This window comes from Bacteroides sp. A1C1 (genome assembly GCF_004328515.1).
GTDB lineage: Bacteria > Bacteroidota > Bacteroidia > Bacteroidales > Bacteroidaceae > Bacteroides > Bacteroides uniformis.
Window position 1 is genome coordinate 482,718 of record NZ_CP036491.1, and the last position, 21,089, is coordinate 503,806.

Annotated in this window: 19 protein-coding genes and 1 tRNA gene; 14 read left to right on the top strand and 6 right to left on the bottom strand. The window is 47.3% G+C overall.

Annotated elements, in window-relative coordinates; translation table 11 throughout:
- Nucleotides 1-57: 57 nt before the first annotated feature.
- The 3 genes from EYA81_RS02100 to EYA81_RS02110 all read left to right on the top strand — a co-directional run bounded on the left by EYA81_RS02100 (nucleotide 58) and on the right by EYA81_RS02110 (nucleotide 3,278).
- Entirely contained in the window at nucleotides 58-681 is a 624-nt protein-coding gene (locus EYA81_RS02100; RefSeq protein ID WP_022402012.1) for a hypothetical protein, read from the top strand.
- 12 nt (nucleotides 682-693) lie between these two features.
- Nucleotides 694-1,821, top strand: coding sequence for a glycosyl hydrolase family 18 protein (locus EYA81_RS02105; protein ID WP_131225313.1), 1,128 nt, complete (start codon nucleotides 694-696; stop codon nucleotides 1,819-1,821).
- A gap of 176 nt (nucleotides 1,822-1,997) precedes the next feature.
- Nucleotides 1,998-3,278 carry a hypothetical protein gene (locus EYA81_RS02110; RefSeq protein WP_131225314.1) on the top strand — a complete coding sequence of 427 codons (1,281 nt, stop codon included), beginning with the start codon at nucleotides 1,998-2,000 and terminating at the stop codon, nucleotides 3,276-3,278.
- 80 nt (nucleotides 3,279-3,358) lie between these two features.
- On the opposite strand, the gene EYA81_RS02115 is transcribed toward EYA81_RS02110, so the two are convergent.
- A complete protein-coding gene (locus EYA81_RS02115) occupies nucleotides 3,359-4,684 on the bottom strand; it encodes an OmpP1/FadL family transporter (RefSeq protein ID WP_016274288.1) in 1,326 nt (441 codons plus the stop codon).
- Between the two features lie 234 nt (nucleotides 4,685-4,918).
- On the opposite strand from EYA81_RS02115, the gene EYA81_RS02120 reads away from it, so the two are divergent.
- The 7 genes from EYA81_RS02120 to EYA81_RS02150 all read left to right on the top strand — a co-directional run bounded on the left by EYA81_RS02120 (nucleotide 4,919) and on the right by EYA81_RS02150 (nucleotide 10,090).
- Entirely contained in the window at nucleotides 4,919-5,920 is a 1,002-nt protein-coding gene (locus EYA81_RS02120) for a 2-hydroxyacid dehydrogenase (protein WP_131225315.1), read from the top strand.
- 99 nt (nucleotides 5,921-6,019) lie between these two features.
- Nucleotides 6,020-6,724: a pirin family protein gene (locus EYA81_RS02125; RefSeq protein WP_057089062.1), complete on the top strand. Its 705-nt coding sequence runs from the start codon at nucleotides 6,020-6,022 to the stop codon at nucleotides 6,722-6,724.
- A gap of 82 nt (nucleotides 6,725-6,806) precedes the next feature.
- A complete protein-coding gene (locus EYA81_RS02130) occupies nucleotides 6,807-7,541 on the top strand; it encodes an MBL fold metallo-hydrolase (RefSeq protein WP_131225316.1) in 735 nt (244 codons plus the stop codon).
- Between the two features lie 39 nt (nucleotides 7,542-7,580).
- Nucleotides 7,581-8,714: a DUF4468 domain-containing protein gene (locus EYA81_RS02135; RefSeq protein ID WP_131225317.1), complete on the top strand. Its 1,134-nt coding sequence runs from the start codon at nucleotides 7,581-7,583 to the stop codon at nucleotides 8,712-8,714.
- Nucleotides 8,715-8,763: 49 nt separating this feature from the next.
- Nucleotides 8,764-9,141: a VOC family protein gene (locus EYA81_RS02140; RefSeq protein WP_117600350.1), complete on the top strand. Its 378-nt coding sequence runs from the start codon at nucleotides 8,764-8,766 to the stop codon at nucleotides 9,139-9,141.
- Nucleotides 9,142-9,170: 29 nt separating this feature from the next.
- On the top strand, nucleotides 9,171-9,356 hold the full coding sequence (locus EYA81_RS02145) for a hypothetical protein (protein ID WP_008664928.1): 186 nt from the start codon (nucleotides 9,171-9,173) through the stop codon (nucleotides 9,354-9,356).
- On the top strand, nucleotides 9,353-10,090 hold the full coding sequence (locus EYA81_RS02150; RefSeq protein WP_131225318.1) for a bifunctional 2-polyprenyl-6-hydroxyphenol methylase/3-demethylubiquinol 3-O-methyltransferase UbiG: 738 nt from the start codon (nucleotides 9,353-9,355) through the stop codon (nucleotides 10,088-10,090). The genes EYA81_RS02145 and EYA81_RS02150 overlap by 4 nt, the downstream gene beginning before the upstream one ends.
- Nucleotides 10,091-10,164: 74 nt before the next feature.
- Here EYA81_RS02150 and EYA81_RS02155 read toward each other — a convergent pair whose 3' ends face one another.
- From EYA81_RS02155 to feoB, 4 genes are all read right to left on the bottom strand, one after another.
- Nucleotides 10,165-10,701 carry a TlpA disulfide reductase family protein gene (locus EYA81_RS02155; protein ID WP_016274283.1) on the bottom strand — a complete coding sequence of 179 codons (537 nt, stop codon included), beginning with the start codon at nucleotides 10,699-10,701 and terminating at the stop codon, nucleotides 10,165-10,167.
- 129 nt (nucleotides 10,702-10,830) lie between these two features.
- A tRNA-Cys gene (locus tag EYA81_RS02160) sits at nucleotides 10,831-10,902 on the bottom strand.
- 68 nt (nucleotides 10,903-10,970) lie between these two features.
- Nucleotides 10,971-11,186 (bottom strand): hypothetical protein, encoded by a 216-nt coding sequence (locus EYA81_RS19390; protein WP_370293441.1) that lies wholly within the window; start codon nucleotides 11,184-11,186, stop codon nucleotides 10,971-10,973.
- Nucleotides 11,186-13,657 carry a ferrous iron transport protein B gene (gene feoB / locus EYA81_RS02170; protein ID WP_117600353.1) on the bottom strand — a complete coding sequence of 824 codons (2,472 nt, stop codon included), beginning with the start codon at nucleotides 13,655-13,657 and terminating at the stop codon, nucleotides 11,186-11,188. The genes EYA81_RS19390 and feoB overlap by 1 nt, the downstream gene beginning before the upstream one ends.
- Nucleotides 13,658-14,120: 463 nt before the next feature.
- Between feoB and tilS the strand changes: the two genes are divergently transcribed.
- Nucleotides 14,121-15,389, top strand: coding sequence for a tRNA lysidine(34) synthetase TilS (gene tilS, locus EYA81_RS02175; protein ID WP_117600354.1), 1,269 nt, complete (start codon nucleotides 14,121-14,123; stop codon nucleotides 15,387-15,389).
- A 3-nt stretch (nucleotides 15,390-15,392) separates the two neighbouring features.
- Here the strand turns inward: tilS and EYA81_RS02180 are convergent, their stop codons facing one another.
- Nucleotides 15,393-16,226 (bottom strand): 4Fe-4S binding protein, encoded by an 834-nt coding sequence (locus EYA81_RS02180; protein ID WP_165491348.1) that lies wholly within the window; start codon nucleotides 16,224-16,226, stop codon nucleotides 15,393-15,395.
- A 292-nt stretch (nucleotides 16,227-16,518) separates the two neighbouring features.
- Here EYA81_RS02180 and rho point away from each other — a divergent pair, with 292 nt between their 5' ends.
- The 3 genes from rho to folD all read left to right on the top strand — a co-directional run bounded on the left by rho (nucleotide 16,519) and on the right by folD (nucleotide 21,087).
- Nucleotides 16,519-18,582: a transcription termination factor Rho gene (gene rho / locus EYA81_RS02185; protein ID WP_131225319.1), complete on the top strand. Its 2,064-nt coding sequence runs from the start codon at nucleotides 16,519-16,521 to the stop codon at nucleotides 18,580-18,582.
- Between the two features lie 289 nt (nucleotides 18,583-18,871).
- Complete coding sequence (gene ffh, locus EYA81_RS02190) at nucleotides 18,872-20,194, top strand: signal recognition particle protein (RefSeq protein ID WP_117965352.1); 1,323 nt, start codon at nucleotides 18,872-18,874, stop codon at nucleotides 20,192-20,194.
- Nucleotides 20,195-20,205: 11 nt separating this feature from the next.
- Nucleotides 20,206-21,087: a bifunctional methylenetetrahydrofolate dehydrogenase/methenyltetrahydrofolate cyclohydrolase FolD gene (folD, locus tag EYA81_RS02195; protein ID WP_131225320.1), complete on the top strand. Its 882-nt coding sequence runs from the start codon at nucleotides 20,206-20,208 to the stop codon at nucleotides 21,085-21,087.
- The last annotated feature ends 2 nt before the right edge of the window (nucleotides 21,088-21,089 follow it).

Below are 21,089 nucleotides of genomic sequence, written 5' to 3' on the forward strand. Positions count from 1 at the left end.
GGGGGCGAAGGAAGTAAACAAAGTAAGACTCTGGTCACGGACAACGCTACGGTCATCATGGAGTCCAATGCGGACTATTCCATCTACTATATGGGCATTTCCGCCAATCAGATTATCAAGACAGATCCGGTTGTAGTGACTGTGACCAATGTATTCGACGATTGGTCCACTTACTTCACCGGTGCAACCGACAAGAGTGACAAATCTGCCAAGAAGACCTGGAAATTCCGTGAAGTCAGCTGGGGTTCCGTCTGCAATATGGGGGCTCATGGAGGCTGGAAATATACCAGTGCAGGCTATACTCCCGAATCAAATTTTGCCTGGTGGGCCAATGTCACTGCCGCCGAAGCGGGAGACCAGTCCATGGTATTCGAATTCGACGGAAACAAGATGAAAACCTATGATGCCAGCGGAAACCTGAAGGCAGAAGGTACTTTCTCCTTCACACACGAAAAACCGGAAGACGGAGTACTGGGTGAACTGATAACAAGTATCCCCACCATCGGAGGAAATTATGACGACAACGGACAAAGCGTAGGCAGCAACAAATTCTGGCTGCTGACACTGGATGAGAACTATATCACAATCTATCATCCCGGCAAGTATAGCGGTGGTGTGGATTGGGACGACAGCGGCTGGTATGCTTATTTCAAGACTGAAGCAGAAACCGATTCTGAATAATATGCACTCTCTATGAAAAGGAAACTGCTATTTATAATAGCTACTGTCTTTCTAGTAGCTGCATGTCACAATGACGACTACATTCCCGGACTGCCAGCTCCGGGAAATGAAGACAACGAGACCGAAATGGCCGAGCAGGTTGCAGGCCGGGTTGCATTGGGCTACGTCACTTATTATGGCACATCCATACCCGATGCCAAATACCTGACCCACATAAACTACGCTTTTGCAGAATTATATGTTAAAAACGGAATTTATGAAAAGTTTGGCCTGCAAGGTGATAAATCCCGTTTTGATAAGGTAAAGAAAATAAAGAGCCAGTATCCACATGTGAAGATATTACTCTCTTTTACCAATAGCGTTTCCAATTCTGACAATTCCCAGGACGGAGGCTTCTCCGCCCTGGCGAAGAGTCCGGAAATGCGCAAGCAATTCGCACAAGACTGCAAAGCCTTTGTTTCGAGTGAGGGCATAGACGGTATTGACATTGACTGGGAATTTCCCGGTATGACCTTCGGCAGCAATGCCTATGACGAGTTGGTAGATGTGGAGAACTTCACCCTATTGATGAAAGACTTGCGTGCAGAGTTGGGGCAGTCCACCCTATTGACCTATGCAGGTTATTGCATGGACAAGCGTCCCCAAGGCGAAGGCTATAAATATATTGATGTAAAGGCTGTAGACCCGTATGTAGATTTCGTCAATATCATGGCCTATGATCTGGTTGGTGCCCCCCAGCATCAATCAGCATTGAACAAGCCTAGTAATTACTGGGACTGCCAGCGTTCCGTAGACGAATACCTGAATGCAGGTGTATCTGCCGACAAATTAGTGTTGGGAATTCCGTTCTACGGAAGAGCCGATTTCAATGCCGGCGGCAGCATCAATTATCGGGATATTCTCAACCTGAGTAAGGATGACGGCTATGTTATCGAAAATTGGGATGCAGAAGGCAATGTCCCCTATGTCACCAAAAACGGCAGTTTCTACTGTGGTTACGACAATCCCCGCAGTATTGCCACCAAAGGTGAATGGATATTAAAAAACGGCATGAAAGGCATGATGTTCTGGGATTATGAAGGTGACGACACCATGGGAACCCTACGCAAAGCGCTATGGAATGCCGTCATGAAAAAATAAGTAACTTAACACACATCCTCAGGAGGTTATTCCGGAAATTAGGGTAAGGGTAATTTTGCATACGATCTTCATTCAAGGCAAGAATACTGACGGAATAACCTCCTTTCTTCCTCCAAGACTACAAAACCTTTTTTCATTTAAGTTGTTGAAAGCACATTCATCAAAACCTAACTTAAATGAAAACAATCTTAAAAGCAATGTTTCTGTTGTGCGTAACCGGACTTCCCTTGTCCACTATCCATGCACAAAAAAAAGAGATTATCGATGACGAAGCTCCAAACGGCATTGTCATAGTTACCATCGACAAAGCGGGCGACGAGATTATCCGCATCATGAATGAGTCACAATTGCCTTACATCCATGACCCGAAAGCTCCCCGCTTCTTATTGATGGACAAACAAGGCAAATTCGCCCTGGGTATCGGAGGGTATGTCCGTGCCACCGGCGAGTATGATTTTGGAGGTATCGTGGATGACATCGACTTTGTTCCTGCCAACATTCCAAGCAGTAGTAAAATCAAAAATCAATTTCAGATGGATGCCAGTACGGCTACTATCTTTCTGAAATTGGTCGGACACACCCGGCTATTGGGTGACTTCACAGTCTATACTGCTGGAAATTTCCGTGGTGGAGACAAGACATTCCAACTGCGCAATGCCTATCTTTCATTCCGCAATATAACAATAGGATACAATTATGGCGGTTTCATGGACTTAGGCGCCCTCCCTTCCACCATTGACTTTCAAGGTCCCAACGGTGCCACATTCTACCGCGCCACACAATTGTCATATACTTATAAAGGGCTGAAAGACTTTCGTTTCCAAGCTTCCATCGAGGCGCCTGCCGTTGACGGCACAACAAGCAGCCAATTCGAGATTGCCCAGCAACGCATGCCGGACTTCACGGCTTCGGCACAATACAGCTGGAACAGCAGCAGTCATCTGCGTGTAGGAGGTATCATCCGCAGCATGACATATACCAGCACGGAAAGGGACAAGGCTTCCAGCGTCACCGGATACGGTGTACAAGCCTCAACGACCTTCAACCTCGGTAAAAAATGGCAGGCATTCGGGCAAGTCAACTATGGAAAAGGTATCGGGCAATACCTGAACGATATCAGTAATCTGAACGTCGATATTGTCCCCAATCCCGAAAAGGAAGGCAAAATGCAGGCATTGCCCATGCTGGGCTGGTATGCAGGTCTGCAATATAACATATCTCCGAAGATATTCCTCTCAAGTACTTACAGCATGTCCCGCCTTTATTCTGAAGACGGTTATCCCAACGACCTGCCAAGTACCTACCGCTACGGGCAATATTTCGTAGCCAACGTATTCTGGAACGTAACCCCGAACATGCAGGTAGGCGCTGAATATCTGCGTGGCTGGCGCACCAACTTCGACAATTCCACCAACCATGCCAACCGTATGAACCTGCTTGTACAGTATTCTTTCTAATCCAATATAAAATAAGAAAGAAGCCGCCTCAAATCGATATTTGAGACGGCTTCTTAATATATAAAGGTAGGATTGTGAAATCAGAACTTATAGTCAACACCAAGACCAAACACTTTATTAGTACGGCTATAAACATTCTTGGTGGTTTCACTTATCTTCTTTGTATAATCATCATAGTTTGTCCAAAAATAGGCTATATTCATAGTCAAATGCTTTGTCATTTTGATGGCAGCACCAAACCCCAGTGAATAAGAATCACATGAAAAACTTATATCACTCTGAAAATCATCAGCCAAGCCATAATCTGTACGCTGATAACCACCACTGATGGTCAGCTGTTTAGCTATATCCCATTCTGCACCAATCAAAATTTCATGTGTGCCATGCTTCAACGCTTTCTGCTTATCATTGGCCATCCCTGCCGCTTTATCAAAAAAATGGTGATATTCCAGCGTTGCACGAAGCGTAGGAAGGAATTCATAACCAACAGCTGCAGTCAATAATGCAGGGATATCACTCGGAGTATTCACACCATCCTTATAGTCAGCCAAAGGATTCCCTTCATCTCCCATAGCAGTTCCCATCGCACGTACTTCAGCTTTTTTGGTTTTATTTTCGAGATTAAGACTTGTCATAAACTCGTACTTCAACCCAATATTCCATTTGCCCAACTTCACATCAGCTCCCAAGATAGGGGTCAATCCCCAGCCGGTCTGGTCGCAGTCTAAATCGATACCAACCAATTCCATGCCACCATAAGTAGGAATATTACTGTGTGCGGTTGCAGTCAGAAATCCTTCATACCCACCGGTAAAATAATTCATACGTCCACCGGCAAACACACCTAACCAATCATTAACTTGATACGACAACCCCAATTGCACACCATAAATAAACTGGCTTCCATCCATTGCACTATTGATAGAATACATATTGGGAGTGATTTGACCACCCGAAATAGTATGGACTTGTCCCATCACCATTGAATCGAACATACCCAAACCATCATCAAACGATGCCTTACCACCACCACCTACAACAGCAAAGCTACCGGAAATAGTCCAGTCTCCTTTTTTATATGCACCTTGAAAACTAGGAATGAAAGGAGCAGAAGCTTTTCCTTTATAATAACGTGTATTCCCATCTTCAATAAACAAGGGAAATGTCGCCTTTATGTTACGGGTCTGATAAGCACTTTGTCCATTCAAAGACAAATAGAGACCATCTTCCGGCAAGAAGGCCAAACCGGCCGGATTAGAATAGACACCGTCAATATCAATGGAAGCACCACGCGCTAACATTCTAAGAAAAGATACATGCTGATTTGTATTTGTCAGGATACCACCCGCAAAAGTTGGAATTGAAACGATTAGCATCGCAATGCTAATCAACGAAAATTTTCTCATCTAAATCTTTTTTAATTGTTTTCGGGCGCAAAGGTACAATAATATTGCACATGAAAAAGAATTTTGTGCATAAAGTTATCCTAATATAATACTTTAATTGAAATACCAAATAGTTTCTGATGAAACAAATGGAAATAATTATCATTTTATGAATCCTTCCGGCCACTGAACCATATCAACTTTCCACTTGTTATCTCTCTATTATTATGTAACATTTAAAAAACAACAAATCCCATGGCATACACTATTGCATTTTTTGGCAGCAAACCTTATGATGAAGCGTCTTTCAATGAAAAGAACAAGGAATATAGTTTTGAGCTCCGCTACTATAAAGGGCATCTCAACAAGCACAACGTTATTTTAACCCAAGGCGTAGATGCAGTCTGTATCTTCGTGAACGACACGGCCGATGCCGAAGTTATCCGTCTGATGGCGGACAATGGTGTGAAATTATTGGCGTTGCGCTGCGCCGGCTACAACAATGTAGATTTGAAAGCGGCTGCCGACTGTGGCATTAACGTAGTGCGCGTCCCCGCCTATTCCCCTTATGCCGTGGCAGAGTATACCGTTGCCCTAATGTTATCCCTCAACCGTAAAATCCCACGCGCCACCTGGCGGACACGGGACGGAAACTTCTCGCTGCACGGACTTCTGGGCTTCGACATGTACGGAAAGACAGCAGGCATCATCGGTACGGGAAAAATTGCCAAAAAACTGATATGTATCCTGCGCGGATTCGGCATGAATATCCTTGCCTACGACCTCTATCCCGACTATAATTTTGCCCGTGAACACCAAGTGGTATATACCAGCCTGGATGAGCTTTATCACAATTCGGATATCATCTCCCTGCACTGCCCGCTGACTGAGCAGACCAAATATCTCATCAACGACTATTCCATCAGTAAAATGAAGGACGGAGTAATGATTATCAATACCGGACGTGGACAACTCATCCATACCAACGCCCTGATTGAAGGACTGAAAAACAAGAAAATCGGCTCTGCCGGCCTGGATGTGTACGAAGAGGAAAGCGAATATTTCTATGAAGACCAATCGGACAAAATCATCGATGACGATACCCTGGCGCGGCTACTGTCCTTCAATAATGTCATCGTCACTTCGCACCAGGCCTTTTTCACACGCGAGGCACTGGAAAACATTGCTTCGACAACGTTACAGAACATCAAAGATTTTATGAACCATAAGCCACTGGAAAATGAGGTCAAAGCATAGTTCCCACTCATTTACAAATTATTAGACATCGGTTTTAAAACTTTATAACTTTCCAAAGCGTTACTAGTATATAAACCATTTTAGGAAAAGGAATAAATTATGAAAAAAGTTATAGACAAATCAGATAGCAGAGGTCATTCCCTATATGATTGGCTTGACAGCCACCACACCTTCAGTTTTGACGAGTATTACAATCCCCGCCGGATGAATTTCGGCGCCTTGCGTGTACTGAACGACGACCGTGTGGCTCCGGGAAAGGGCTTCGGCACACATCCTCATAAAAATATGGAAATCATCTCCATTCCCTTGAAAGGGAAACTGAAACATGGGGACAGTCATCAGAACAGCCGCGTCATCACTCCGGGAGATATACAAACCATGAGTGCCGGCACCGGCATCTACCACAGCGAAATGAACGGCAGTGACACTGAAGCGGTAGAATTCCTGCAAATCTGGGTGATGCCCGAAAAGCTGAACACACCACCCGCATACCAGGACTTCGACGTACGTCCACTTCTGCGCAAAAATGAAATGGCGCTAATAGTATCCCCTGACGGCGATGCTCCTGCCAGATTGCTACAACAGACCTGGTTCTCTATCGGTGAAATAGAAGCTGGAAAGAAGATTGACTACCACATGCACCAATCGCATTCCGGTGTCTACATCTTCGTAATGGAGGGTGAAGTCAAAGTGGACGGCACAGTGCTCTCACGTCGTGACGGAATGGGAGTGTACGAAACCGGCAGTTTTGAGCTGGAAACACTGAAAGACTCTCACATTCTCTTCATAGAAGTACCGATGTAGCGTACTTTTGCATAAAATAACAGCTTAAACCGGAAGTTTGTGTAGCGTTTTTTGTAATATTGCGCTATAATTCAATCCGTAAATGAAACTTGATTACATCTACCATAGCGGCTTCGCGATTGAAGCGGACGGAGTGACGGTCGTTATCGATTACTATAAAGATTCCTCGGAAGAGGTTTTCAATAAAGGTATCGTGCACGACTATCTCTTGGAAAAGCCGGGCGTACTCTACGTACTATGCTCGCATTTCCATCCCGACCACTTCAATCGCGAAGTTCTTTCATGGAAAAAACTGCGGCCCGACATCCGCTACATATTCTCCAAAGACATCCTAAAGCACCGCCGCGCCTCAGCGGAAGATGCCATCTATATCAATAAGGGCGACACCTACGAAGACGAACATATCCGTATCCAAGCCTTCGGTTCCACCGATGTGGGTATCTCCTTCCTGATAGACCTGCAAGGCAAGCGGCTGTTCCATGCCGGTGACCTGAACAACTGGCACTGGAGCGAGGAATCTACTCCGCAGGAAATACGCAAAGCCGAAGGTGACTTTCTGGCCGAAGTGAGAGAGCTGCAGCAAACTGCACCTGCCATAGATGTAGCCATGTTTCCGGTGGACAGCCGTATCGGAAAAGATTATATGCGTGGAGCAGAACAATTCGTGGAACGAATAAAAATCACTATATTTGTACCGATGCACTTCAGCGAAGATTATCAGGGAGGCAACGCCTTCCGGCAGTTTGCCGAGAGCAAGGGATGCCATTTCCTAAGCATCGCACACCGTGGTGAAAGTTTCGAACTCCCCAACTTGTAGCCCGTAACTCGTAAATTAATAATTAAAACACATACTATTATGAAAAATTTGACACAACTTCTTTTTACACTGTTTTGCCTGTGTCTGCCGGCCATGCTGCAGGCGCAGGATAGGGACGACAGTAAATATCTGGCCGGTGCCGTTCCCGAGGTGGACGGTAAAGTGGTATTCACCAAAGAATTCAGCATCCCCGGCATGTCTCAGGATGAAATCTACGAACGTCTGCTCGGCTGGATGGATGCCCGTCTGAAAGAGAATGAAAATAACAGCCGTGTAGTATTCTCAGACAAAGAGAAAGGACAGATTGTAGGTATCGGGGATGAATGGATTGTATTCAGTTCTACGGCTCTGTCATTAGACCGTACCAAAATCCTTTACCAGCTGACTGTGACCTGCCAACCCGAAAAGAGCGTGCTCGAAGTAGAAAAGATACGGTTTAACTACCGCGAAGGAAAAGAAAAATATACCGCCGAGGAGTGGATTGTAGACAAGTATGCCTTGAACAAGGCGAAGACCAAACTGGTACGCGGACTTGCCAAGTGGCGCAGAAAAACCGTAGACTTCGTTGATGACCTTTGCCTGGGAGCAGCAGAAGCATTGAGCGCCACCACTGCCAAAGCTCCGGTAGAAGAAAAGAAAGAGGTGAAAGCTGTCGTCAATTCCGGTCCGACGGTAATCACCCCGAAGAAACAAGTTACCGTGGAACCTGCCCAGGCTGCTGAAAAGGCATCCGAAGGCATCGTGAAAGATGCCCAAGTCATCGAAGTGCCCCAAGTCAAGAAACCTGCCGCACTGGTTCCTGCCCAAAAGAGCCAGCAGCAAGAATACAAGACCATAGCCCCCGAGCAATTGTCAGCCGATGCCATCCAGACCGGAGCAGGCAAATTGGTTATCGTCATCGGCCAAGAGCCTTTCAACATGACCATGATGACAGCAAACTCCGGAGGTTCTTTGGGCAAAGTCAACGGCAAACCAGTTGTATTCAGCATACTATCGCCCGACCAGCCGTATGAACAAATGGAAAAAGCAGAAAGCTATACCATCCGTTTCTATCCTACGGGACAGACAGAGCCTACGGTCATTCTGGAATGTAAGAAGCTGCCCTCACCGGCAACGATGGAAGGTATGCCACGCACGTATGTAGGCGAAATTCTGAAAGCAATGGTCAAATGACCGCACACGCAGACTATAAATTGTAAATAATCAAATCAGAAATAAACAAATGGAAATAAAAAGTAAATTCGACCATTTTAATATCAATGTCACCAACCTGGAACGTAGCATCGCATTCTACGAAAAGGCACTGGGGCTGAAAGAACATCATAGGAAAGAGTCGTCCGACGGCTCTTTCACTCTGGTCTATCTGACCGACGGCAGTACCGGCTTTCTGCTGGAACTGACCTGCTTGAAGGATCACCCACAAGCCTACGAATTAGGAGAGAACGAGAGTCACCTCTGCTTCCGCGTATCCGGCGATTACGACGCCATACGCCAATACCATAAGGAAAACGGATGGGTATGTTTCGAAAACACAGCAATGGGACTGTACTTTATCAATGACCCGGATGACTATTGGATTGAGGTATTGCCGGAGAAATGATATTCTACTTTATTAAAACAACGAAATATATGAGTATAGAAGAAGCGATGATGGGTGGTATTGTCTTCAAAGGCAAAAAGGACAAACCTAAAGAAGAAAACAAGATAAAGACCAAAGCCAAGAAGAAAACCTACATTACCGGGCAACACGGTTCCGCCTCAGCCAAAATGAAAGCAGAAATCCGCCGCAAACGCGCTAACAGACATAAGAAATGATAAATACAGCCTTATTGCCTGCCGACAAAGACCCGATGGGCGCAGCCATAGCCGATTACTTCAAACGGCATAAAGCCGACCGCCTACGCGTGTTCTCTTCACAATTCGATGAGGACGAAATTCCCGTCGAAGAGCTATTCCGCACAGAAAAGCAAATGCCCTTGCTGGAGCGTACTGCTCTGCAAATGGCAACCGGAAGGATTCTGGATGTGGGTGCCGGCAGCGGTTGCCATAGCCTTGCCCTGCAAGAAGCCGGAAAAGAGGTCCATGCCATCGACATTTCCCCGCTTTCCGTGGAAGTGATGAAGCAGCGAGGTGTGCGTAGCGTGTCACAAACCAATCTGTTCAATGAACACTTTGCCGATGAATACGACACTATCCTGATGCTGATGAATGGTTCCGGCATTATCGGAAAGTTGGAGAATCTGCCTGATTTTTTCCGGAAGATGAAGCTGCTGCTCCGGCCTGGAGGCTGCGTTTTAATGGATTCCAGCAACCTGAGCTATCTGTTCGAAGAGGAAGATGGCAGTATTGTTATCGACCTTGCCGGTGATTACTACGGAGAGGTAGACTTCCAGATGCAATACAAGAATGTCAAAGGAGACTCCTTTGACTGGCTCTACATCGACTTCCAAACCCTGAGCCTTTATGCTGCCGAAAACGGCTTTACTGCAGAACTGGTGAAAGAGGGTACACATTATGACTATCTTGCCAAACTATCCCGACAAGCATAAAATGAAGTGCCCCCTAAAGGTTAGACAAAAACTTTTAGGGGGCACTTCGTTTTTTTATATCTTGCCTATGCCTGCTATTCAGAAAGCATCCCGTCAATCTCCTTCACCAGAGAAGCAAATTCTTCAGGGTTATACAAACGTGTCAGCTTCACAATACGCCCTTCCTTATCAATTAGGACATTGCGTGTGATGCCTGCCTTGCGGAGCGCATACTTCGCAAATATATCCGCTCCCGGGTCCAGACCCAAAGGATAGGTCACTCCGGTTGACTTACCAAAAGCAATCACTTTCTCCAACGGCTCGTCACGGTCAATGCCAATCAGCATAAAATCCGGATTCGACTTATGCTTCAGCCAAATATCCTTCTCAATGAAAGGCATCTCCTTACGGCACACTCCACACCAGCTTGCGGTAAACTGCAACATGACCACCTTCCCACGAAGTTCCGAAAGGGTAATGCTTTTCCCATCCGTCAGCTTCACTGTAAAATCAGGAGCCATCTCCCCTACCTTAACGATGTAGCCGGTACTGTCCGCCACTACATCCTGTGCCTTGCCTGCCATGCTGCACATAGCAAACAGACAGAAAATCAGAAATCCTACTTTTTTCATTTTATTCAATCTTTAATAAGTAAGCTGTAACTATTCAGCGAATGATATTTTATAGAATGGGCAAACAATTCCCTATAACAAAAAACTCCGAAACACTTTTAAAAAGCAGTTTCGGAGTTTTATTCTTCGAGGTACCTGGCAGATTCGAACTGCCGTACACGGTTTTGCAGACCGCTGACTAAGCCACTCATCCAAGGTACCGGTTCTTACAAGAACTCTTTATTTCTTGTTTGCGGATGCAAAGGTAGCACTTTTTTTGAAACTACCAACTATCCGCAACAACTTTTCTTCTTTTTTTTCGTCACTCCACTGCACTCCGCACGCTTCTTATCATACAAATTCTTTAGTTCACAGCCACTTGCACAGCTATCACACGGATTACCATTTTCTTTGACCCGATGAAAAAAAGAATAAATACTCATGCCAATCCGCACAGCGCAGAGCAACAACAATAAGGCTACTACCCACTCCTGCCAACTATTCATCATAAAAACAGACCTCCTATCTGATAAATTGCAAAAGACATCAGCCAGGCCAGCGCAGTAGTATAAAGCCCCGCAAACACGGCCCACTTCCAACTGCCCGACTCCCCTTTAATGGCTGCCAACGTGGCGATGCACGGAAAATAAATCAGCACAAACACCATGTAGCCGAAAGCCACCAGGGGCGTTATTGGAATGCGTTCGCTCAAGCTTACGGCATCTACCTCGGCATCGTCGGCATAAAGCACTCCGAGCGTGCTTACCACCAGTTCCTTGGCGCCCACGCCGGAAAGGATGCCAATACCCAGTTTCCAGTCGAATCCTAACGGTTCGATGACCGGTTCCATGGCTTTACCAATCCGACCGATGTAGGAATTTTCCTGCTGTTCCGTCACACTTTCATATTCATCGTGGTTGGGATAATATCCCAATGCCCAGATAACGATGGATGCCACCATAATGATACCTCCCATCTTGCGGAGATACTGCGCTCCCTTCTCCCACGTATGGCGGAAGATGGCCTTGGACGTCGGCATACGATAAGGCGGCAGCTCCATGACGAACGGTGTATCGTCCCCTTTCACCAGGAAGCGGCAGAAAATGCGTGCCATGAGCACTGCCAACAGAATACCGATGGCATAGATTACCAACAGCACAAAGCTCGCATTGTTCGGGAAGAAGGCGCCTACCAGCAATAAATAGATGGGCAGACGGGCGCTGCACGACATCAGCGGGTTGATGAGCATCGTCACCAGACGACTCTTGCGGTTCTCGATGGTGCGCGAAGCCATGATAGCGGGAACATTGCAGCCAAAGCCCATAATCAGCGGAATGAAGGACTTTCCATGCAGCCCCATTTTATGCATAATCTTATCCATAATGAAAGCGGCACGCGCCATATAGCCCGAGTCCTCCATCAAGGAGATGAAGAAATAGAGCAACAGAATATTCGGCAGGAATACAATGACACCTCCCACACCACCGACAATGCCATCCACCAGAAGGTCCTTCAACGGTCCTTCGGACATGTTGTTGCGTATCAGGTCGCCCAATTCGCCTACCAGCCACTCAATCCCCTGCATAGGATAGTCGCCCAGCACAAAGGTGCCTTCGAACATCAGATAAAGGAAAAGGAAGAAAATGGGATAGCCCCATACGCGGTGGGTAACGATTGAGTCTATGATTTGAGTGGTCCGCGACGTATCCTGATGATTGTCCACATAGGTCTCGCGCAGGGCACCGGCTATAAAACCATACTTGGCGTCGGTGATGGCCTGCTCGCTCTCCTCGTTCATCACCTCGGCAATCCGTGCCTCTTCCCGGTCGCAGACGGCAAGAATTTCCTTTCCGTTGGGCAGCTCCTCCACAATCTTTTTCAAGTCTCCGTCGTTCTCCAGCAGCTTGATGGCAAGGAAACGCGTGGAATATTTGTGACGGATGTTCTCATTGACGCTGATGACGCGCTTCACCTCCTCAATGCTACGCTCCAACTCTGGACCGTGATTGATGTGGATATGGCGGAAAAAGCCGCGCGGCTGTTCCACCTCTTCTTTATGGCTGCCGAAATCATGGTCGGGAACATACTCCTGATGCCAGCTGCGAAGGTCATTCAATATCTCGCTGCGTATCCTTCCTTTATGGTCGAGGAAATCGCACCCTTCGTAAATATTGATAATCACATGAAACAGCTGTTCGATGCCCTTCCCGCTACGGCTGACCGTAGGCAACATCGGGACTCCGAACAACTGGCTGAGCTTTACATAATCCAGCGTATTTCCACTGGCTTCCAGCTCATCGTACATGTTCAGTGCAATCACCATGCGCACGTTCATGTCAATCAGCTGGGTGGTGAGATAAAGATTGCGTTCCAGATTGGAAGAGTCCACAACATTGATAATGATATCCGGCGTTTCATTGATGATGTGCCGACGAACATAGATTTCTTCAGGGGAGTAGGCCGAGAGGGAATAGGTTCCGGGAAGGTCGACAATACGGAAGTGATAGCCCTGGAAGTCAAAATACCCCTCCTTGGCATCTACCGTAACGCCACTGTAATTGCCCACATGCTCGTGCGAGCCGGAAGCGATGTTGAAAAGAGAAGTTTTACCACAGTTGGGATTTCCCACCAAAGCCACATTTATAGTGCGGCGTTTGCCGAGGGCCAGTTGCTTCAGCTCATCTTCGCCCAGATGCATGTTTTCGCCCAGCCCCTCGTGGAAATCGGGCTGCACAGCCTGCTCCTTGGCTTCCTGCTCACTGATAATCTCTATCATCTCAGCCTCCTGCCGACGAAGAGAAATCTCATATCCCATTACTTTGTATTTGATAGGGTCACGTAACGGAGCATTCAGCAAGACCTCCACTGTTTTACCTTTAATAAATCCCATTTCCACAATCCGTTTGCGGAAACCACCGTGTCCCAGCACTTTTACGATTACACCTTTTTCACCGGTATTCAATTCGGACAAACGCATAGTCTTTCTGCCTTTCTTTTCTATTTTGGGGGCAAAGATAATACTTATGTCCGCAAGGCACAAATAATTTAGAATGTTTTTAAATAAGCAGACACGGTTCTTTCCTTTAAAGGTGTTCCCCCCCTTAACTCCTATAAATGAAAGAGCCGTGATAAGCGAAAGAGAAAAGATTGAACCATCATTTAATTCCCCCAAAAGATACTGAACAATAATGCCCAAAAGGCAGAACACTATTTCCAGAGATACTAAATCGTAACTTCACCACATCTTTGTTCTTTTCTTACCACAGTTGTGGTAAGAAAAGAACAAAGATGTGGTATGCATAAAACACAGCTGTGGTAAGATTAGCTTTTAGCAAATACGACCTTAGCCGATAAAGATTCTGAAAATAGATACTTGCAGATGTGGCAATAAAAATCGTTTGCACTATCTTTGCACTACTCTATAGTCGAATAAGTTGAATATGCAGAAGGTAGTACAATACATCGAGCGCCACAAACTCTTCTCGCCGGACGACAAGATACTTGTGGCACTGAGTGGCGGGGCGGACTCCGTGGCGTTACTGCGCCTGCTCCTCAGCCTGGGATACACATGCGAAGCCGCCCATTGCAACTTCCACCTGCGCGGAGCGGAATCCGACCGCGACGAGCACTTTGTACGCCAGCTCTGCCTGGAGCACCGGGTGACGCTGCACACCGTCCATTTCAACACAGAGCGGGAAGCAAAGGAACGGCATATCTCCATCGAAATGGCTGCAAGGGAATTGCGCTACGCGTGGTTTGAAAAAACAAGGGAAGCATGCAGTGCAACCGTCATTGCCGTCGCCCACCATCAGGATGACAGTGTGGAGACATTGCTGCTCAATCTGATTCGCGGTACCGGCATCAACGGATTGCGGGGCATACGCCCCCGAAACGGACATATAGTCCGTCCCTTGCTCTGCCTGGACAGAAAGGAAATCACCGATTATCTGGAAAGTATCGGGCAAGCCTACGTGACAGACAGCACCAATCTGCAGGACGAATATACCCGCAACAAAATACGCTTGAACCTGCTTCCCATGATGCAGGAGATAAACCCCTCCGTCAAGGAAAGCATCCTCAAAACGGCAGAGCATCTGGACGATGCGGCCTCTATATATAATATAGGTATAGAAGAAGCCAAACTGCGGGTCAAGACATCGGAAGGCATAAGTATCAACGCCCTGAAGCAAGAAGCGGCATCGGAAACGGTCTTATTTGAGATCTTGCATCCGCTTGGATTCAACGCCGCACAAGTAAGGGACATCTGCCGGACATTGGACGGACAGCCCGGCAAAGTCTTTACTACCCCCGGCTGGCGTGTTATCAAAGACCGCGGCTCGTTGTTGATAGAACCCGTACAAGAAGCCGTAAAGCCGCTACTGGAAATAAAAGAGCATCCCTATACACCGGATTTCATTATTCCACGCGACAAAGCCACCGCCTGCTTTGATGCCGACAAACTCAAGCATCCCCTCTCGCTGCGCCTTTGCAAGCAGGGAGACAGTTTCGTGCCCTTCGGCATGAAAGGACGGAAGAAGGTAAGCGACTACCTGACCGACCGCAAGTTCTCCCTTCTGCGCAAAGAACGGCAATGGGTACTTTGCTGCGGAGATGACATCATCTGGCTGGTGGGAGAACGGGCGGACAACCGTTTCAGAATAGACGAAAAAACCCGGAAAGTGCTGGTTGTATCAACCACCGGCCAGTAGCCATCACAGAATGATTCTGTCCTCCTTCTGTTTCTTGAAGCAATCGGAAAGCAATACGGCAAACGGCGTGTCATACGTGCGCGCCTTCTGCGGACAGCCTTTCACACAAGCACAACACTTGATGCATTTCTCTGCAACCGTGTTACACTCGTCTCCTTTTATAATGGCTCCTGCAGGACAATGCTTCACGCAATATCCGCAATGCGTACAACGTTCCGCATCCACTTCCGGAGTGCGGGGCATAGGCACCCCACTCTTACGCAACTTGACGACTCTGCGCAAAAAGCGTAGCAACGGGAAGAAAGGCTGGCGCGGGCGCTGGATACGGGCCACATCCACTCCATACAGTTTCTCCATATCTTCGGCTGCCGCAATTTTAGCACGTATCTTTTCACCAAAAAGCTTTGCATACTCCAAATCGTCCGCATCCGGACGTCCGGCCGCTACCGGGTATTTCTCACTGCTATAAGAGTGCTCGCCTACAAACGTAGCGCCTGCAATTACCTTGAAACCCAACTTCGTGACAAAAGCATCCAATTCCACCAAAGCCTTCTCATAGGCCCGGTTGCCGTAAACCACCACAACCACGGCAGGTGCACCGTCAGCACGAAGCTCCTTCATTCGCTCCAATGCCAAAGGAGCCACATGACCGCCATATACGGGCACCGTGATGACCGCCAAAGCATGGGAAGGCACCTCCCTTTTACCCGCCGCTTCCAAGGTGAGGTCCACTTTGGAGACAGACGAAATTCCCGTTCCGTGAACAATTGCCTCTCCCACTTGTTTAGAGGTACAAGTAGGTGAAAAAGTTATCAACTGCACTTCATCTATATTCATAAACCAATCCTTCATGTTGTTGTTAATACAGCAAAGATAAAGTTTTAAATTTAAAAAAAAGATGATTTGTTTATGAAACCAAAAATATTTATTACCTTTGCACCGTTGAAACATTCTGCGACTTCTTGCTGTGGCGAGAATTGTTTATCAGATTTCCGGTTCAATAATAAATATCCCATATAAATCATATATCACAAGGTAAACTTGCCCAAGTTGCTTCCTACAACAACTGCAATTGTGCACTTATGCCTTTCAATAAAAGTAAATTTTAAACCATTCACATATATACTGTATGTATAACATCATTCAACTGAACGACAAAAATTTGTCGGAACTACAAACTATTGCCCAAGAACTGGGTATAAAAAAAACAGACTCACTCAAAAAAGAAGAACTTGTTTACAAGATACTTGACGAACAAGCTATCGCAGGCGCTACCAAGAAAGTTGCCGCCGACAAGCTGAAGGAAGAGCGCAAAGGGGAAAAACAAAAACGCTCGCGCGTCACTGTAAAGACCGTAAAAAAGGAAGGTGCCGACAAAGTGTTCTCAGCCAATAAAAACGGAGACCTCACCAAAGCCAAAACTGAGGAAATACCGGCTGCGAAAGAACAACCCAAAACTGTGGAAGCACCCCAAGAACCGACCATAGAAGCTGCAACGCTGGCGCCAGCCAAAGAAGCCGCCCCCCAAAAACGCAAACCGGGACGTCCCCGCAAGGTAAAGGAAGAGGCTGCCGCACCCCAAGCAACAGAAACCCCGAAGGTTGCCGAACCGGAACTGAACTTCGAGGCTAAAGCTCCGAAAACAGAACCTCAAGCGGAAGCTAAAAAAGTGGAAGCTAAAAAAGCCGTGAAGAATATCGTACCGGACGAAAGCCCTATTCTGGCCGAGGCGGCAGATGACTTCATCCCCATTGAAGACCTCCCCACAGAAAAGATAGAGTTGCCTTCCGAACTTATCGGTAAATTCGAAGCGACCAAAGCAGAAACTCCCGCAACTCCCACTCCTGCCGTTGCCCCTGCCGAACTGCAACCGCAACAGCCACAACGCCCACGCCTCCGTCCCCGTGACAACAACAACCCATATAATAATAACAACAATAATAACCGTACCGGTGGCTATAACCAGCAGCGCCCCGTACAGCAGCGCCCTGCACAACCGTATAACAACGGAGAGAACTATCCCGCCGCTCCGGAACGCAAACCTGTAATAGAACGCGAGAAGGCGTACGAATTCGACGACATCCTCACCGGAACCGGTGTACTGGAAATCATGCAGGATGGCTACGGCTTCCTCCGTTCCTCCGATTACAACTATTTGTCCTCACCGGACGATATTTACGTATCACAATCACAAATCAAATTGTTCGGCCTGAAAACCGGTGATGTGGTAGAAGGCGTAATCCGTCCCCCGAAAGAAGGCGAAAAGTACTTCCCGCTGGTAAAAGTATCCAAAATAAACGGACGTGACCCGGCTTTCGTACGCGACCGCGTACCGTTCGAGCACCTCACCCCCCTCTTCCCGGACGAGAAGTTCAAACTTTGCAAAGGCGGATACTCCGACTCCATGTCTGCCCGTGTCGTAGACTTGTTTGCCCCCATCGGTAAAGGCCAGCGTGCCTTGATTGTGGCACAGCCCAAAACCGGTAAGACCATCTTGATGAAAGACATAGCCAACGCCATTGCCGCCAATCATCCGGAAGTCTACATGATTATGCTGCTCATCGACGAACGCCCGGAGGAAGTTACCGACATGGCTCGCACCGTCAATGCGGAAGTAATCGCCTCTACCTTCGACGAACCGGCAGAACGCCACGTGAAGATTGCCGGCATCGTCCTTGAAAAAGCAAAACGCATGGTGGAATGCGGACACGATGTTGTCATCTTCCTCGACTCCATCACCCGCCTGGCACGTGCCTACAACACCGTATCCCCGGCTTCCGGCAAAGTGCTTTCCGGTGGTGTGGATGCCAACGCATTGCATAAGCCCAAACGCTTCTTCGGTGCAGCACGTAACATCGAGGGCGGTGGTTCACTGACCATCCTTGCCACTGCCTTGATTGACACCGGCTCGAAGATGGACGAGGTTATCTTCGAAGAATTCAAGGGTACGGGTAATATGGAGTTGCAGCTCGACCGCAACTTGTCCAACAAGCGTATCTTCCCGGCTGTCAACATCGTTGCCTCCAGCACCCGCCGCGACGACCTGCTGCAAGACAAGCAGACACTGGACCGCATGTGGATTCTCCGCAAGTACCTTGCCGACATGAATCCGATAGAAGCCATGGACTTCGTAAAAGACCGTCTGGAGAAGACCAAAGACAACGACGAATTCCTGATGAGCATGAACAGTTAACAATAACTGCATACAGATATTGTACAAAAGCTTCCATTTACGTCCATAAACGTAGGTGGAAGCTTTTGTATATCCGTTTTTTCATACATAGAAAATAAGTAAAAAGCCCTCAAAAAACAGAATAATATAGATAATTATCAGTGCCCTGACCGGCACTTCCATTCTTTTCGCCCATCCACTGCAAGTCTTCAATAATATTCTGCTTCAAAAGAAGGCAGTTAAAGGGATTTTTTGTACTTTTGCGCCTCAATAAGAGTAATTTGTAATTTAGTAATTGTAATTAGATACTATGTTCGATAATTTAAGCGAGAGACTTGAAAGGTCGTTTAAAATTTTGAAAGGTGAGGGCAAAATCACCGAAATCAATGTTGCGGAAACCCTGAAAGACGTACGTAAGGCACTTTTGGATGCCGATGTGAACTATAAGGTAGCCAAAAACTTCACCGATACCGTTAAGGAAAAAGCCTTGGGACAAAACGTGCTGACAGCCGTTAAGCCCAGCCAGCTGATGGTAAAAATCGTGCACGATGAACTGACCCAGCTCATGGGCGGCGAGACTTCTGAAATAAACCTCGACTCCAAGCCTGCCATTATCCTAATGTCCGGTTTGCAAGGCTCCGGTAAGACAACTTTCTCCGGAAAGCTGGCCCGCATGCTGAAGAGCAAGAAGAACAAAAAGCCGTTATTGGTGGCTTGTGACGTATACCGTCCTGCTGCCATCGAGCAGTTACGCGTACTGGCTGAACAGATTGGCGTACCTATGTACTCGGAACCGGACAGCAAGAATCCGGTAGCCATTGCCCAAAATGCCATCCAAGAAGCCAAAGCCAAAGGCTACGACCTTGTAATTGTCGATACAGCCGGTCGTTTGGCAGTGGATGAGGAGATGATGAACGAGATTGCCGCCATCAAGAAGGCCATCAATCCGGACGAAATTCTGTTCGTAGTGGATTCAATGACCGGTCAGGATGCAGTGAACACCGCTAAAGAATTCAACGAACGGCTCGACTTCAATGGTGTAGTATTGACCAAACTGGATGGTGATACCCGCGGTGGTGCCGCCCTTTCTATCCGTTCGGTGGTAAACAAGCCCATCAAGTTTGTAGGTACCGGTGAAAAGCTGGATGCCATAGACCAATTCCATCCCTCACGTATGGCCGACCGTATCCTCGGTATGGGTGACATCGTATCTTTGGTGGAACGTGCACAGGAACAATATGACGAGGAAGAAGCCAAACGCCTGCAAAAGAAGATTGCCAAGAACCAGTTCGACTTCAACGACTTCCTGAGCCAGATTGCACAAATCAAGAAAATGGGTAACTTGAAGGAACTTGCCTCCATGATACCGGGCGTAGGCAAAGCCATCAAGGATATAGACATTGACGACAATGCCTTCAAGAGCATTGAAGCCATTATTTACTCCATGACTCCGGAAGAACGCAGTAATCCGGCCATTCTGAACGGTTCACGCCGCCAGCGCATTGCCAAAGGTAGCGGTACGAATATTCAGGAAGTAAACCGCCTGCTGAAACAGTTTGACCAGACCCGCAAGATGATGAAGATGGTCACTGGCAGCAAGATGGGCAAGATGATGCCGAAATTAAAAAGATAAGATAATAGCCTATGACACTGATTGATGGAAAAGCAATTTCAGAGCAAGTAAAGCAAGAGATTGCAGCAGAAGTAGCCGAGATAGTGGCTCGTGGGGGTAAACGCCCGCATCTGGTCGCCATTCTTGTAGGACACGATGGAGGTAGCGAAACCTACGTTGCCGCCAAAGTAAAAGCATGCGAAGTTTGCGGATTCAAGTCCTCCCTTATCCGTTACGAGGCAGACGTTACCGAAGAGGAACTGCTTGCCAAAGTACGCGAATTGAACGAGGATGCAGATGTGGACGGTTTCATTGTACAGCTTCCCTTGCCCAAACATATCTCTGAGCAAAAGGTGATTGAAACCATCGACTACCGTAAGGATGTGGACGGTTTCCATCCCATCAATGTGGGACGGATGTCCATTGGTCTTCCCTGCTATGTATCCGCTACCCCCAACGGTATCCTTGAACTGCTGAAGCGCTATCAGATAGAAACTTCAGGCAAGAAATGCGTGGTATTGGGACGCAGTAACATTGTCGGCAAACCCATGGCTGCCCTGATGATGCAGAAAGCTTATCCCGGCGACGCCACAGTAACCGTATGCCACAGCCGCAGCAAAGACCTGGTAAAGGAATGCCAGGAAGCGGACATCATCATTGCTGCGTTGGGACAACCGAACTTTGTTAAGGCGGAAATGGTCAAGGAAGGTGCTGTCGTTATTGATGTAGGTACTACCCGTGTGCCCGATGCCTCCAAGAAATCCGGGTTCAAGTTGACCGGTGATGTGAAATTCGATGAAGTAGCTCCTAAATGTTCATTCATTACCCCCGTACCGGGAGGCGTAGGTCCGATGACCATCGTTTCCCTTATGAAGAATACATTGCTTGCCGGCAAGAAAGCAATCTACCAATAACA

Coding starts and splice junctions, on each gene's coding strand:
- EYA81_RS02100 (WP_022402012.1), top strand. CDS start 58: ATGGAGTCCAATGCGGACTATTCCATCTACTATATGGGCATTTCCGCC.
- feoB (WP_117600353.1), bottom strand. CDS start 13,657: ATGCGTTTGTCCGAATTGAATACCGGTGAAAAAGGTGTAATCGTAAAA.
- EYA81_RS02135 (WP_131225317.1), top strand. CDS start 7,581: ATGAAAAATTTGACACAACTTCTTTTTACACTGTTTTGCCTGTGTCTG.
- EYA81_RS02155 (WP_016274283.1), bottom strand. CDS start 10,701: ATGAAAAAAGTAGGATTTCTGATTTTCTGTCTGTTTGCTATGTGCAGC.
- EYA81_RS02110 (WP_131225314.1), top strand. CDS start 1,998: ATGAAAACAATCTTAAAAGCAATGTTTCTGTTGTGCGTAACCGGACTT.
- EYA81_RS02105 (WP_131225313.1), top strand. CDS start 694: ATGAAAAGGAAACTGCTATTTATAATAGCTACTGTCTTTCTAGTAGCT.
- folD (WP_131225320.1), top strand. CDS start 20,206: ATGACACTGATTGATGGAAAAGCAATTTCAGAGCAAGTAAAGCAAGAG.
- EYA81_RS02115 (WP_016274288.1), bottom strand. CDS start 4,684: ATGAGAAAATTTTCGTTGATTAGCATTGCGATGCTAATCGTTTCAATT.
- EYA81_RS02140 (WP_117600350.1), top strand. CDS start 8,764: ATGGAAATAAAAAGTAAATTCGACCATTTTAATATCAATGTCACCAAC.
- EYA81_RS02120 (WP_131225315.1), top strand. CDS start 4,919: ATGGCATACACTATTGCATTTTTTGGCAGCAAACCTTATGATGAAGCG.
- EYA81_RS02130 (WP_131225316.1), top strand. CDS start 6,807: ATGAAACTTGATTACATCTACCATAGCGGCTTCGCGATTGAAGCGGAC.
- EYA81_RS02150 (WP_131225318.1), top strand. CDS start 9,353: ATGATAAATACAGCCTTATTGCCTGCCGACAAAGACCCGATGGGCGCA.
- EYA81_RS02145 (WP_008664928.1), top strand. CDS start 9,171: ATGAGTATAGAAGAAGCGATGATGGGTGGTATTGTCTTCAAAGGCAAA.
- EYA81_RS02125 (WP_057089062.1), top strand. CDS start 6,020: ATGAAAAAAGTTATAGACAAATCAGATAGCAGAGGTCATTCCCTATAT.
- EYA81_RS19390 (WP_370293441.1), bottom strand. CDS start 11,186: ATGAATAGTTGGCAGGAGTGGGTAGTAGCCTTATTGTTGTTGCTCTGC.
- EYA81_RS02180 (WP_165491348.1), bottom strand. CDS start 16,226: ATGAATATAGATGAAGTGCAGTTGATAACTTTTTCACCTACTTGTACC.
- rho (WP_131225319.1), top strand. CDS start 16,519: ATGTATAACATCATTCAACTGAACGACAAAAATTTGTCGGAACTACAA.
- ffh (WP_117965352.1), top strand. CDS start 18,872: ATGTTCGATAATTTAAGCGAGAGACTTGAAAGGTCGTTTAAAATTTTG.
- tilS (WP_117600354.1), top strand. CDS start 14,121: ATGCAGAAGGTAGTACAATACATCGAGCGCCACAAACTCTTCTCGCCG.